The sequence below is a fragment of the Streptantibioticus parmotrematis genome (assembly GCF_019890615.1).
Lineage (GTDB): Bacteria > Actinomycetota > Actinomycetes > Streptomycetales > Streptomycetaceae > Streptantibioticus_D > Streptantibioticus_D parmotrematis.
In genome coordinates this window covers 75899-89970 of sequence record NZ_JAINVZ010000021.1, presented here as the reverse complement: position 1 = coordinate 89970, position 14072 = coordinate 75899, and the positions used below count along the sequence as shown (strand labels likewise).

General features: G+C 68.2%; 11 protein-coding genes. 5 read left to right on the top strand and 6 right to left on the bottom strand.

Annotation, left to right across the window (positions count from 1 at the left end):
* Positions 1 to 81 precede the first annotated feature (81 nt).
* The 4 genes from K7472_RS25245 to K7472_RS25230 form a co-directional block, all read right to left on the bottom strand.
* Complete coding sequence (locus tag K7472_RS25245) at positions 82 to 1305, bottom strand: McrB family protein (protein WP_222980852.1); 1224 nt, start codon at positions 1303 to 1305, stop codon at positions 82 to 84.
* On the bottom strand, positions 1302 to 2006 hold the full coding sequence (locus K7472_RS25240; protein WP_222980851.1) for a hypothetical protein: 705 nt from the start codon (positions 2004 to 2006) through the stop codon (positions 1302 to 1304). Before K7472_RS25240 ends, K7472_RS25245 begins: the two co-directional genes overlap by 4 nt.
* A 1-nt stretch (position 2007) precedes the next feature.
* Positions 2008 to 2958, bottom strand: a complete 951-nt coding sequence (locus K7472_RS25235) for a DNA-methyltransferase (protein ID WP_222980850.1) — start codon at positions 2956 to 2958, stop codon at positions 2008 to 2010.
* Between the two features lie 616 nt (positions 2959 to 3574).
* Entirely contained in the window at positions 3575 to 3910 is a 336-nt protein-coding gene (locus K7472_RS25230; RefSeq protein WP_222980849.1) for a hypothetical protein, read from the bottom strand.
* Positions 3911 to 4712: 802 nt separating this feature from the next.
* Between K7472_RS25230 and K7472_RS25225 the strand changes: the two genes are divergently transcribed.
* Positions 4713 to 7982 carry an AfsR/SARP family transcriptional regulator gene (locus K7472_RS25225; protein WP_308014078.1) on the top strand — a complete coding sequence of 1090 codons (3270 nt, stop codon included), beginning with the start codon at positions 4713 to 4715 and terminating at the stop codon, positions 7980 to 7982.
* A gap of 173 nt (positions 7983 to 8155) precedes the next feature.
* The gene (locus K7472_RS25220; RefSeq protein ID WP_222980847.1) at positions 8156 to 9802 is read left to right on the top strand and encodes an MFS transporter; all 1647 of its coding nucleotides are present in this window, start codon (positions 8156 to 8158) and stop codon (positions 9800 to 9802) included.
* Positions 9803 to 9939: 137 nt separating this feature from the next.
* On the opposite strand, the gene K7472_RS25215 is transcribed toward K7472_RS25220, so the two are convergent.
* Complete coding sequence (locus K7472_RS25215; protein ID WP_222980846.1) at positions 9940 to 10671, bottom strand: DUF5324 family protein; 732 nt, start codon at positions 10669 to 10671, stop codon at positions 9940 to 9942.
* 214 nt (positions 10672 to 10885) lie between these two features.
* Between K7472_RS25215 and K7472_RS25210 the strand changes: the two genes are divergently transcribed.
* Positions 10886 to 11413, top strand: a complete 528-nt coding sequence (locus K7472_RS25210; protein ID WP_222980845.1) for a peptidylprolyl isomerase — start codon at positions 10886 to 10888, stop codon at positions 11411 to 11413.
* 124 nt (positions 11414 to 11537) lie between these two features.
* Positions 11538 to 12389, top strand: a complete 852-nt coding sequence (locus K7472_RS25205) for a rhomboid family intramembrane serine protease (protein ID WP_222980844.1) — start codon at positions 11538 to 11540, stop codon at positions 12387 to 12389.
* Between the two features lie 426 nt (positions 12390 to 12815).
* On the opposite strand, the gene crgA is transcribed toward K7472_RS25205, so the two are convergent.
* Positions 12816 to 13070, bottom strand: a complete 255-nt coding sequence (gene crgA, locus K7472_RS25200) for a cell division protein CrgA (RefSeq protein ID WP_222980843.1) — start codon at positions 13068 to 13070, stop codon at positions 12816 to 12818.
* Between the two features lie 138 nt (positions 13071 to 13208).
* Between crgA and K7472_RS25195 the strand changes: the two genes are divergently transcribed.
* Positions 13209 to 13985, top strand: coding sequence for a DUF881 domain-containing protein (locus K7472_RS25195; RefSeq protein ID WP_222980842.1), 777 nt, complete (start codon positions 13209 to 13211; stop codon positions 13983 to 13985).
* Positions 13986 to 14072 lie beyond the last annotated feature (87 nt).

Here is a 14072-nt window from a genome sequence, read left to right as displayed (position 1 = left end):
CCAGCGTGCCCGTCGCGGCCCATGGATCTCCATAGTCGCGAATGGCGTAACGACTTGAAGCAAACGTCCGGTTACCATGCGCTACAGCCAGAAGTTAGTGAAGCCCGTTTCCTGCAAACGTCGCAACATGAGCTCCAGTCGGTCAGCGCAGAATGGGTACTGAGAATCGTTGCCCGAGGGCAATCCATGAGCTTCCTCCTCTGAAGATGGAGATGCCCAAACGTGGAGGCCGTCGAGTACGTTCCGGATGGTCGCTCCTCCACCCTGTACTCGTGGCAGCACCTTCATCGCGATGGCGAGATCAAGCGGATCGACCGTTCCTGAGTCGGAGGTAGCAAACAGGTCTGCGCAATCCTTCGCTGCGAGGCAGAACATGGTGATTTCATCGCGCACCCGATAGCCGAATTGAAGCTGGCCTTGCTCCAGAATCCCATTGACCTCTGTCAAGGTTTCGATGATAGAGGCAACAGCTTCAGTATCACAGTCGGGATGACTGCTTAGCGAGAGCGCACGAGCCTTCCAGTGAGAGCTTTCCCATTGGGGTGATTGTACAGATTGCCCATTCGCTGGCTTCACTGCAGACAAGTCGACTTGCGAGAACTCAATCACGAAAGCACGGTCAAGAACTTTCTTGGAGAAGCCATACGTGGTCTCATCCATGTTGACAGAGCCAACGAGGCACAGATTATCTGGCAGCCGCACCTGCGCCCATTCATTCGCAGCTGAATCAATCAACTGGGGGGCCAAGGGGTCGGACATAACTCGGCCGTCAGAGTCCGGACTACGGTTCTCCAAGTGGCTAAGCACTTCAGCTAGATAATACTCAACCCGCGCAATGTTCATCTCGTCCAATACGAAGAAGAACTGTTGCTCGGGATGCTCCTGCGCTTGGCGAGCAACACGCAACAGCTCTCCGGGTTGAAACGAACCATCGAGTCGTTCAAAGCCGATCAGATCACTGCTGTCAGTCCAGTCTGGGCGGACAGGGATGGTGATACATTTAGCTCCCGTCGCCTCAGCCACAAGCCTAGGTAGCTTGGTCTTTCCGGTTCCCGAGATACCGGCCAGAATCACAAACGGCTTGGTACGCACAGCTGTAATGAACGCGGCAATTTGCCAAGGGTCGAACACGAAGCCCCGGGTTGCTACGTACTGCGCGACATGTTCTATCTGCTCTGCAAGGTTTGCGGGTGGTGCTGCGGAAGTCGACGTTGGGGTGGAAAGTGGTGTCGAAGCTCGAGGCTGAGGGGCCGCTGGGAGGTATTCCGCTGGATCGGCGAGCATATCGGCGAAGGCATGCGTCACAAGGACTCCTCGGCGGTCGTCGATTCGACTTGCGACGCCAAATCGAGTGGGTTCTCATTGCTCGCAGTAAACAAGGCATGGAGTTCAGCATGATTTAGTCCGAGGTCGGCGATAGCTGCATCAATCAGCTCCTCCTCGGTCGGCTCGTGCTGAAATCTTTCCTCAAGATCAGTAAATCGGAACCACCACATGGCAGTATCAATTATCCGCGGTCGCTCACCTGAAAAATGAGCTTGCGCATTCTTGACAATGAAGAACGACACCAACTCTTGCTTGCTGCGCTCCTCGAACCGGAAGGCTTTTGGGCTAGTCCCGGGCACCAGCCTGAACGGCGGCGTGGCACGAGTCTGCCAGCGACTAGCCGTGTCAGACGGGCCATTTGACGGGTATTTATGAGAACGGTAGCCCCGACTGTCCTCACGCATAGCCCCGAATGGAACAAAGTACGGGTTCCCAGCTTTAACCTCTTCCTCCAAATCTGAATGACACGAGGTTAGTTCCCTGATCGCTCTAACGAAGTGGGAAGACTTAGTGCCCGTGACTACATCAGTGGGCTCAGGCCCTCCCGCCTGCGCCTCACGCTTTCTGATTTCTAGAGCCCTTTTGAAGACAAGGAAGTCGCCAAGCCGAGATGCAGCCGACGATTCACCGAGACGGCGAACAGATTCTTTGAGGTCGGATTTCGACAGGTAAATCGGCACCCTACGGCTCCAGGTGGAGTTGACTGTCTAGGCTCTTGAGCTCATCTGCAACATGCTCGCAGTAGTCCTCGCTACGGTCGATCCCAATTGACCGAAATCCACGTGCTCTAGCGAACAACATAGAAGTTCCTGACCCATTGAATGGATCCAGAACAATTCCATCGGGTGGCGTCGAAGCCAAGATCGGGATGCTCACGAGGTCATCAGAGAAGGTCGCTCGATGCTTCCCTCCGTTACCAGAGGCAGTTCGCGCATCCCACGTATCGAGCGGCGGCAACACGCTCCCCGTCTTCTCTTGCTTCCGCCCTACAGGAAGGCGATCAAAGTAGTACCACCGGCTCTTCGTAAAATGGAACACGTACTCGTGCGAGATTGAGCAGCGATCACGTACCTGGTCTGGAACAGGATTGGGCTTCACCCACACATTGTCGTTGCGGACAAGCCAGCCGGCGTCCTGCAGAGCGATAGCAAGCCTATGAGGGATTAGAAGCAACTGCTTCGGCCGCGCCCACGTGCCATCTCCGGGCCGGTCTTGAGGTCTGATTCCGAAGCGTCGCGCCCCTTGCTTGGCTTCACCGCTCTTATGCGCGCCCTTGCCACTCCAGTAGGTGTCACCGATGTTGATCCACAGCGAACCAGTATCGCTGAGAACCTCCCAACACAGCTGGAATACTTCCACCAGGTTGTCGATGAACTGTTGTGGGCGCTCTTCGAGGCCGAGTTGACCATCGTATCCGTAATCACGCTGCCCGTAGTAGGGCGGCGAAGTCACAATGCAGTCGACTTTGATTCCCGCATCGATCAATTTGCGTAGCCCGGCGCGGACGTCGTCGCGGAGCACGACAGCCTTCTCGTCAGCGTAGTAGGCGTGGTCAATCAGTTCTGGATCCGTAAAGAGAGCCTGCGGTGTCACCACGGGATGCAGCGCCCGGTTCGCTGGTGTGTCCTTCAACTTGCCATCGTCAACGGACGCACGACCTGGTGGCAGGGGTGCTTGCCTCACTGAGACACCCTCACCCATGACGGAGGTCTCTCGCGTGACCGGTGTTTCCAAACGCTCCATGTCTCCATCCACCAAGTAGCACGTTAGGTCGCCAGTGCTGTCCCTACGCGATCCCCATCCCTAAACCCGCTACTCTCCGCTACAGATCACGTCCGATTCTCGCTTAGCGCAACGCTGGGCAGCGAACCCACTGTACCGGCGGAGATCTGCATGGTTTGCAGGCTGTGGATAACGGTGTGAGGGCCGCCGGACTCACGACCCCGTATCGTCAGATGGTTTGATCACCTGAAGGTGGGCGTAGTCGTCCTGAGCCACGGTTCAGGCGCCCCCGACACGAAGGTAGTCGACGGTGATCCGCTGGCAAGGTCCTTGAGGCGGGCAGGCTGCCAGCCGCAGCTCGCCCCGAGGCATGAAGTCGAGAACCATCGCATCGAACGGATGGTGTCCCACCGAGAGACCGAGTGGTGTAGCGGGGATCTTGGCATAGCCCCTGCTCATGGGGATCATCGCGTAACGTTCCTGGTGAACGAGCGGCCGCCTCATTGTGATGCGACCTTGGTTCGCCTCAGGTCCCGGTGGCAGGGGGTACGGGCGTCCCGCCTGCGATCCAGGAGTTACGGCTTCCGCCCATCCAGCACCACGGTTCCTGAAGTTGGCGCTGTGCCACGGTGACGTGCTGGTGCAGGCAGTGGTCGATCGCAGCTGCGCCCACCGAGCGGTCATCCATGGAGTCGATGATCGCCTGCATCAGGAAGTGCCCATGCGTCGCAACATTGTCGGGTCCGTCCAGCCGCAGGACCTGGTACGGCCGCTGAGCCTCGGCGAGGAGCACCTTGTCCAAAGCGCCTCGGTCGCGCTTTCGGTCTTCGATGAGCGCTTGGGCGGCTTGCAGGAAGGCCACGTACGTCGCGCTTGGCTTCCAGCTGCTGCGCCCTGGCCTGTGCTTCCAGGGTCTGCTGCACCGTCTTCAAGACGGCCTGGGCCTGTTGCTCGCCAGCGTGTCGTGCTGCATAGCTTGCTCCTCGCCGGCCAGTCGTGCGGCAGCCGCTTGACGAAGTCCGGCACTGCGCGTGAGTCAGCCAGTTACGACGCTGCCATCAATCGCTGATCCTGCCGCGATCAGTGCCCGCGTGGGCCTGTCCTGATTTTCGTGTATGCCCCGGTGTCGACGCCGTCTGGAGCCTTCATCGATGCTTTCACTTGTGCAATGGGTCTTGAGCGGACGCATATCATCCGACGGGCATGATGAGTACGGGCTTGATCATGAGCGGAGATTCTCTTCAGCAATGTGTTCCAGGCCCGTGCTGACGTGTCAGCACGGGAGTCTGACCGAGGCGGATGGAGCAGGGTGCAGGGAGATGGAAACGGGGCCGAATATCCGATTCTTCGGCGTTTCCGCAGGTCAGATGGGTAACAATTTCGGGTTCGACTCCCCTAGGCTCCACTCCTCAGATGCTCCCTGAACTGCGGAAACGCGGGTCGGGGAGCTTTTTCGCGTGGGTGATGTCGGCGCCGTGGCGACGCGGCCCCGTTGCCACGACGCTGTTGCGCGGGGCGCGCTCGCGAAGGAGTTCCGGCGGCGCGGGCACCGGTGAATCCCGTGGCCGCGGGCCTGCGGGGGCCCTGGGCGGTGGGGAAGAATCGGCTGTGTGCGATTTGGGATTCTCGGGGGGACGTGGGCTCGGCGGGCTGATGGGCGGGGGGTGGCTGTCGGGGGGTACGGGCGGCGCGCTCTGCTCGCGATGCTGCTGCTGGACGCCGGGCGGGTCGTCGCGACGCAGCGGCTGATCGACGGGATCTACGGGGACGAGCCGCCCGCCGGGGTCGGCAACGCCCTTCAGTCCCAGGTGTCGCGGCTGCGGGCCGCGTTGGGGGAAGCGATCGAGAACCGGCCGGGTGGCTACCGGCTGGCCGTCGATCGCGACGAGGTCGACGTGCACCGGTTCGAGCGGCTCGCCGGGCAGGGGCGTGAGGCGCTGGCGGCCGGGGAGGCGGCGCGGGCCGCCGCGCTGCTGCGCGAGGCGCTGGGGCTCTGGCGCGGGGACGCGCTCGCGGACGTCGGGGAGGCGCCGTTCGCCGCGGCGCAGGTGGTCCGGCTGGAGGAACTGCGGCTGGGTGCGGTGGAGGACCGGGTGGCGGCCGATCTGGCGCTCGGCGGGCATCGCGACCTCGTGGCGGAACTGCGGGAGCTGGTCGCCGCACATCCGCTGCGGGAGCGGCTGACGGCGCAGCTGATGCGTGCGCTGGCCGCCGACGGGCGGCAGGCGGACGCCCTGGCCGTCTACGAGACCGCCCGGGAGACGTTGGCGGAGAGCCTGGGGGTCGATCCGGGGGAGGAGCTGGCCGCCGCGCACCTCGCGGTGTTGCGAGGGGAGACCTCCGAGGGGAGTGCGGGACGTGTTTCACGTGAAACATCGACCCGCCCGACCGCGACCCATCCGGGTGTTTCACGTGAAACAGCGCTCCCCGCTCAGCTGACCAGCTTCGTGGGGCGCGAGAGCGAACTCGCGCTCATCGCGGGGCGTTTGCATGGCTCCCGGCTCGTCACGCTGACCGGTCCCGGCGGCGCGGGCAAGACGCGATTGTCGATCGAGGCCGCAGGCCGGTTCGACGGCGAGGTGTGCTTCGTGCCGCTGGCCGGGGTCACCGACGGCGTCGACCTGCCGCAGGCGCTGCTGGGGGCGCTGGGCCTGCGCGAGGTGGGGCTGCTCACCCCGAACGGCCCCGCACAGGATCCCGTGAGCCGACTGGCGGCCGCGCTCGCGGAGCGGCCGGCGCTGCTCGTGCTGGACAACTGCGAGCACCTCATCGAGGCCGCCGCCGGGCTCGTCGAGACCCTGCTCACCCGGTGCCCTTCGCTCAGGATCCTGGCCACGAGCCGGGAGGCCTTCGGTATCACCGGTGAAACCCTCTGTCCCGTACCCCCGTTGGCGCTTCCGCCGCTCGGCGCCGCGACGGACGGGGTGGCCGACTTCCCCGCGGTGCGGCTCTTCGTGGAACGCGCCGCCGCGGTACGGCCCACGTTCTCGCTGGACGACGAGCGCGAAGCGGTGCTGCGGATCTGCGCCGCGCTCGACGGACAGCCGCTCGCCCTCGAACTGGCCGCCGCCCGGCTGCGGTCGCTGTCCGCCGGTGAGATCGCCGACCGGCTCGGCCCGCCGCCCGAGGTGGAGTCCGGGCCCCCTCTGCGGTCCTCCGAGATGTTCCGGCTGCTGTCCCGGGGCAGCCGCACCGCCCAGCCCAGGCAGCGCACCCTGCGAGGTGTCATCGACTGGAGCTGGGACCTGCTGACCGGGCCGGAACGCGTGATGCTGAGTCGCGCCTCGGTCTTCGCGGGCGGCTGGACGCTGGAGGCGGCGGAGGCGGTCTGCGCGGACCCGGCGCAGGGGGCCCGCGACGGCGCTCCCCCCGGTGCCGTTTCCGGTGAACCGATCGACCCCGGGGACGTGCTGGACCTCGTCGACTCGCTGGTGGACAAGTCGTTGGTGGTGGCCCATCAGCCGGACGGCGGTGGCGAGGCGCGTTACCGGATGCTGGAGACCATCCGCTCCTACGGCGCCGAGCGGCTCGCCGAGGCCCACGGGACCGCCGCGGCGCGCCGGCGGCACGCCGCGTACTTCCTGGACCTGGCGGTCACCGCGGAACCGCGGCTGCGGCGGGCCGGACAACTCGACTGGCTCCGGCGGCTGTCGGGCGACCACGACAACCTCCACGCCGCGCTGCACCGCTGCGTCGCGGACGGTGACACGGCGACCGGCATGCGGCTGGTCGCCGCGCTCTCGACGTACTGGCTGCTGCGCGGTTCACGGTACGAAGGCGCCGTTCCGGCAAGGCAGTTGGTGACGGCGGTGGGGCCGCGAGCGCCGGAGGGGCTGGAGGAGGAGTTCGCGCTGTGCGTCATGACCGCGGCGCCGGACGTGGCCGACCAGCGGGAACTGGCCGAGCACCTGAAGTCCGTGCGGGTGACCGTGGAACGCGGCCCCGTGCGGTATCCCGTGATGTTCCTGCTGTGGGCGCCGTTCGCGGGGGTGCCGGACGAGGAGACCTACGTCCGTCAGGAGGCGGCACTCGCGCTCATGGAGACCGACCCCTGGTTCCAGGCGCTCAACCACATCGGTGTCGCCTACCAGAACTGGATGGTGCTGGGCCACGCCGACGTCGTGGAAAGGGAGTTCACGCTCGCGCGTGACAAGTTCCGTGAACTCGGAGATCGTTGGGGCGAGGCGCTGGCCAGCAGCCATCTCGCGTCGTTTCTGTCCGTACGCGGCGAACTGCCGCGCGCGGTACGGCTGATCGACGAGGCGATGGCGCTCGCCGACGAGCTGGAGGCGGTCGAGAGCAGGGCTGATCTGCTGTGCCATCGCGGGCACTGCCGACTGCGGGCGCTCGATCACGACGCCGCGTGCGCGGACTTCCGGGCCGCCGCGGACCTGGCCCGGCGGATCGGCACCACGGAGTTCCTGGCCGTGGCCCACCTGGGGCTGGCCGAGTCCGCCCGGCTGCGCGGCGAACTGGAGGAGGCGGACCGCTGGTGCGACCGGGCGGCGGCCGAGAGCCTGCCCGCGTGGTTCGCGGGCGACGTCAGCCGCACCGAGACCCTGGTCTGCCGTGGCCGCCTGCACGCGGCGCGTGGGCGGCGGGACCGTGCGAGGGCGTGCTACCGCGAGGCCTACGGGGCTCCGCAGACCGACCGCAACCGGCCGTTCACCGCCACCGTGGCGGACGCCGCCGCCGACCTGGCCCTGCTCGACGGCGCCCCGGAACGCGCGGCGGAACTGCTGGGGATCGCCCGTGCCCTGCGCGGCATGCAGGTCGTGGCGGGCCCCGACGCCGCCGTCACCGAGGCCGCGACGCGCGAGGCGCTGGGCGCGGAGGCCTACGCGACCGCCCACGACCGGGGCGCGGGGCTCGACGCGGCCGGTGCGTACGCGGCGCTGGGCCGACGACTGGCCGAGCCGGACGGGGCCGCGTAGACCGCCCCGCCCGCCCCGGCATCCGTCGGCTGTCCGTCATCCCGCGCCCCCGGTCGGCCGTCCGTCATCCCGCGCCACCAGTCGGCCCCCCCCATCACACCCGTCAGCCCCCCGTCAGCTCCCGTCAGCGGACGGTGCGGGCGCGGTCAGCGGGGGCTCGCACGCTGGCCCGCATGACGACGAACGAGACACGCGAGAAGAACGAACCGGGCGGCGCGTCGCCCGGCGCCAGGACGCGGTGGGCCACGCTGGCCGTGTGCTGCGTCGCCGGCATGCTGCTCGGGATCGACAACAGCGTCCTGAACTACGCCATCCCGTCACTGGTCAAGGCCCTCGACCCGTCCGCCACCCAACTTCTCTGGATCGCCGACAGCTACGGCTTCGCGATGGCCGGCCTGATGGTGCTCATGGGCAACCTCGGTGACCGCTTCGGGCGCAAACGGATGCTGCTGCTGGGCGCCACCGCGTTCGGCGCCGCGTCGCTGGCCACCGCCTACGCCTCCGGTGCCGCGACGCTCATCGCGGCCCGTGTGCTGCTCGGGGCGGCCGGGGCGATGGTCCTGCCCTCGACGCTCTCCCTGGTGCGCAACGCCTTCACCGATCCGAAGGAACGCACCATGGCGATCGGGATCAGCGGCGGTACCGGCGCCGCGAGCTTCGCGCTCGGGCCGGTCGTCGGCGGCCTGCTGCTCGACCACTTCTGGTGGGGATCGGTCTTCCTGATCAACGTGCCCGTCATGGCGCTCGTGGTGCTCGTCGGCGCGGTCGTGCTGCCCGAGTCGCGCAACCCCCGGCCGGGCAGACTGGACCGGTTGAGCGTGCCGTTGTCGGTGGTCGGGCTGCTGGGGCTGATCTACGCGATCAAGACGCTCGGCGTGAACGGCGCCCACGTCACCTCCGCCTGGCTCGCCGGAGCCGTCGGGCTGGCCGCGCTCACGGTCTTCGTACGGCGGCAGGCACGGCTCGAGGAACCCCTGCTGGACCTGCGGCTCTTCCGTAATCCGGCGTTCAGCGGCGCGGTCGGCTCGACGACGGTGACGATGTTCGCGTCCTCGACGCTGTCGCTCGCCTTCTCGCTCTACTTCCAGACCGTACGCGGCTGGTCCCCGCTGGTGGCGAGCCTGGCGCTGTTGCCGGGACCGCTGTCCGCCGTGGCCGCGGCGCCGCTGGCGGCCGTGCTGGTGCCGCGGATCGGGCGGGCCCGAGTGGTGGCGATCGGCCTGTTCCTGATGGCGGTCAGCACCGCGGGGCTCGGCACGATGACGCCGCACTCCGACTACTGGGCGTTCCTGCCGGTCGTGGTCGTCAACGGCTGCGGGATCATCCTCACCATCGCCGTCACCTCGGACACCGTGCTCGCCGCGGCGCCCAGGGACCGTACGGGCGCGGCCGCCGCCGTCTCGGAGACCGCGCAGGAACTCGGGGGCGCGCTGGGCATCGCGGTCCTGGGCTCCGTACTGTCCGCCGTCTACCGCGGCGGTCTGACGCTGCCCGCGCGCCTTCCGGTCTCCGCCGCGCACCTCGCGCGGGAGTCGGTCAGCGGCGGGGTGCAGGCGGGCGCGACGCTGCCGGGGCAGGCGGGGCGGTCGTTCGTGGCGGGCGCGAAGCTGGCGTTCACCCACGCGGTCCACGTGACGACCCTCGCCGGTGCGGCGCTGCTCCTGCTGGGCGCGGTCGCGGCGCTCTTCGCCCTACGTGGCGTGCCGGCGGTCATCGAGGACGTCGATCAGGACCAGGGACCGCAGACCCACGCTGGGCCGGGCCGGGCGCCTGCCCGCACGTCCGAGCACGCGGCGTCACAGGGCCGCGGCCGGCACTAGGCGGGGCGAGCAGGGCACGCAGGACAGCGCGAGGGCGGGATACGGCACGCAGGACAGCGCGAGGGTGCGGGACCGGACAGGCCCCGCACCCCACGCCGTCGTCCTACGCGAACCCGGAGGCCGAGGACGCCGAGGACTCAGTCCTCGCCGCCCTCCGCGCGGTGGGCGGCCTCCTCGGCCTGCTTGCGGCGCACCTCCGGGTCCAGCTCCGTGTCGCCGGGCACGGAACGCGCCTCGTCCTCCAGCGGCTCGGTCGCGGACGGTGCCTCGACCAGCCAGTCCGGGTTGGTCTGCTTGCTCCACCAGCGCCAGGCGGCGAACCCGGCACCGGCCAGCGCGCCCAGCACCAGCGTCCGCTTGGCGAACCGGCCGACCCGGCCGCGCCGCTGGTGCTTCCTGACCAGCTTCTCGACCTCGGCGGCCGACACCTGCCCGCGCAGTGCGGCGAGCGCGGCCCCGGCACGGGCGACGGCCTCCTCGCGCACCGGCTCCGCGGCGGACCGGGCCGAGTCGACGGCCTGGTTCACGCGGGGCGCGGTGTAGTCGGCGGCCTGCTGCGCGGCTTGCTGGGCGGCGGCACGGGTGCGCCGGGCTGCGGTCGCGGTGGTCGCCGCCACCTTGGGCGGCACCGCGTCCTTGGCCTGCGCCACGCGCGGGGCGACGTAGCTGTCGTACTGCGCCAGTGCCGTGTCCTTCGCCTGGCCCGCGGCCGCCGCGACCTTGGGGCTGATCCTGCGCCGGGCCTCGTCGGCATAGTGGGCGGCGGTGTCCTTCGCCGTACCGACGTAGGGTGCCACCACCTCCGCAGCGTGCCGCACGCTTTCCTTCGTCGTCGCGGCTGCGTGGCGCGCGCTGTCTGTGCGGGTCACGAGTACCTCCTCCTCGGTGGCGTACGACGGTGGCGTACTGGCTTTTCGCCTTTCCGCCCGAATAGAGATCATGCCTGTTCGCCCTCGTTACGGCATGCGTGCTCGGGCATCCGGGGCACGGCGTGTGTCGCGGGCGGCCGCCACCGGTTCGCCGGAGCGGGGCCGGGACGTGCGAGGATTCGTGGTTGTCAGTGAAGTCTATGGAAGGTACGCCGTGGCCGAGCAGCTCTACGCCACCCTCAAGACCAACCAGGGGGACATCGTCGTCCGGCTCCTGCCGGACCACGCCCCCAAGACGGTGAAGAACTTCGTCGAGCTCGCCAACGGCGAGCGCGAGTGGATCGACCCGAACACCGGTCAGAAGACCAACGCGCGTCTGTACGACGGCACGGTCTTCCACCGGGTCATCGAGGGGTTCATGATCCAGGGCGGCGACCCGCTGGGCAACGGCACCGGCGGCCCGGGCTACAAGTTCGCCGACGAGTTCCACCCGGACCTCGCCTTCAACAAGCCCTACCTGCTCGCGATGGCCAACGCCGGCCCGGGCACCAACGGCTCGCAGTTCTTCGTCACGGTCTCGCCCACCACCTGGCTGACCGGCAAGCACACCATCTTCGGCGAGGTCGCCGACGAGGCGAGCCAGAAGGTCGTGGACACCATCGCGACCACCCAGACCAACCCGCGCACCGACCGTCCGGTCAACGACGTGGTCATCCAGTCGGTCGTGATCGAGACCCGCTGACGCCGCAGGCCACCCGAAAGGGCGGCCACGGGAACTTCACAGCCCCGCCCGTCCGTATGACGGGCGGGGCGACGTTCGTCACCGGGACATCGCAGGAAACGCGGGGAAGCGGGGAAGAGGAGCCATGGAACAGGCGGTCTGCTGCTACCGGCATCCGGAGCGCGAGACCGGTGTGCGCTGCTCCCGCTGCGACCGGCCGATATGCCCGGAGTGCATGGTCAGCGCCTCGGTCGGCTTCCAGTGCCCCGAGTGCGTGGCCGACACCCGGCGCGCCCAGGTGCGGGTCCAGCCGCGCACCATCGCAGGCGGCTCGGTGGCCACCAACCCGCGCCTGGTCACCATGATCCTCATCGGGATCAACGTGGCCGTCTTCCTCGCCGTACAGGCGTACGGCAACGCCCTGGTGACCGACCTCGGGCTGATCGGCAAGGCGTACGACCCGGCGTCGGGCCACGTCGTCGGCATCGCCGACGGCCAGTGGTACCGGCTGCTGACCGCGGTCTTCCTGCACCAGCAGGTGCCGCACATCGCGCTGAACATGCTGTCCCTGTGGTGGATCGGCCCGCCGGTCGAGGCCGCGCTCGGCCGTCTGCGCTACCTGGCGGTCTACCTGCTCGCGGGGCTCGGCGGCAGCGCGCTGTCGTTCCTGCTGGCGCCCTCCAACGAGCTCGGCCTCGGGGCGTCCGGTGCGATCTTCGGCCTGCTGGGCGCGCTCTTCGTGCTGATGCGGCGGGTCAAGGCGGACCTGCGGCCGATCGCCATCCTGATCGTGCTCAACCTGGTCTTCACCTTCACCATGAGCGGCATCGACTGGCGGGCGCACATCGGCGGGCTGGTCACCGGCGCGGTGGTCGGCTACGGGATGGTGCACGCGCCGCGCGAGCGCCGGGACGTGGTGCAGTGGGCGACCTGCGTGGTCATGCTCGCGGTGATCATCGGCGTGGTCTACGCGGGCATGGTCCGCATCAACGGCTGACCGCCGGTTTCCGCATCAACGGCTGACCCGCTCGTTCCCCCGGATGGGGGCGCCCGGGCAGGCCATCCCCTCGTTCGTACGACTTATCCACAGACCGTGCGGGGCCCTGTGCACGGTGTGGGCAACGGCGGGGCGCCGGTCCGAACCCTTGTTTGCCCAGCAAGATCACCGTGTACGACCGATCACACCGGCGTCAACGCCGTGGAGGTTATCCACAGATCTTCCGACCTTTTCCCCACTGTGGATGTCCCTGTGGATAACTCTGTGGACAAGTGAGGCGGAAGGTTGACGGCCAGGGCGGCTCGCGACGCGGCCACCGTGGGCACGGGCGCCCCGTGGCCCGACGCGCGCGGGACGCCACGGGCCCGAGGCGGTCGCCTCAGGCCCGTGTCCTGCCCCGTTCCGGGGCCCCGCCCACCGCGTGGGCTACTTCCACTGCGTCGAGACGACGAACCCGCCCGCGATGAAGCCGAACCCGATCACGATGTTCCAGTTGCCGATCGCCTCGACCGGGTAGCTGCCGGTGGTCACGTAGAAGATGACGATCCAGGCCAGGCCGATCAGGAACAGCGCCAGCATCAGGGGGGCCACCCAGCCGCGCCCGCTGTGCAGTTTGATCGCGGTGCCCTTCTGGGGCGGCGGGGTGAAGTCGGCCTTCTTGCGGATCCGTGACTTCGGCACGAGGGACTCTCCTGTCGATGCGCTGCGGGACGCGCAGGGCGGAATCTGATGTCTGTCGCCGGGCGGGAGCGCGGCGGCGCCGCCCCCGGGCGTCCGTTAGCGTAGTGCTTCCGCGGGTGCGAAGGAGATAAGGGTCCCATGAGCAATCCGGGAGGCACCCGAGCAGGTGGCCCCGGCGGCCCCGCTCGCCGTTCGGTACTTCCCAAAGTACTCTCCGCCGCGGTGTTCGCCCTCGCCGGAGTGATCTTCTGGACCAGCTACGACACCTCGCACGGCACCAACATCCGCAGTGACGCCACCCTCCAGCGCACCTCGGACCTGATCCAGTCCAAGAGCCAGCAGAACGCCGACCTCGACCGGCAGTTGGCGGCGCTGCACTCCCAGGTCGACGGGCTGGCGCACCGCGAGGGCGGGCAGAGCACCGCCGACCAGCGCCGCACCCAGGCCCTGGAGCAGGCGGCCGGCCTCACCGCGCTGACCGGCCCCGGCCTGACCGTCACGCTGAACGACGCGCCGCCCAACGCCACCGCCCGCATCCCCGGCGTCCCCGAGCCGCAGCCCGACGACCTCGTCGTGCACCAGCAGGACCTCCAGGCGGTCGTCAACGCGCTGTGGCGGGGCGGCGCCCAGGGGATCAAGGTGATGGACCAGCGGCTGATCTCCACCAGCGCGGTCCGCTGCGTCGGCAACACCCTGATCCTCCAGGGCCGCGTCTACTCGCCGCCCTATGTCATCACCGCTGTGGGTGACCAGAACAGACTTCGCAGCGCGCTCGACGCCGACCCGTCGATCATCAACTACCGGCAGTACGTGACCGCGTACGGACTGGGCTGGAAGTCCGTCGCGGACCAGCGCACCACGCTGCCCGGCTACACCGGAACGGTGGGCCTGCACTACGCGCAGCCCGCGAGCTGACGGGAGGCCGCCGGGCCGCCCGGACCGCGAATCCGGCCGGTTGGTCAAGGGATGCCGAGAGCTTTGCCCGGGTGGCCCACCCGTGCC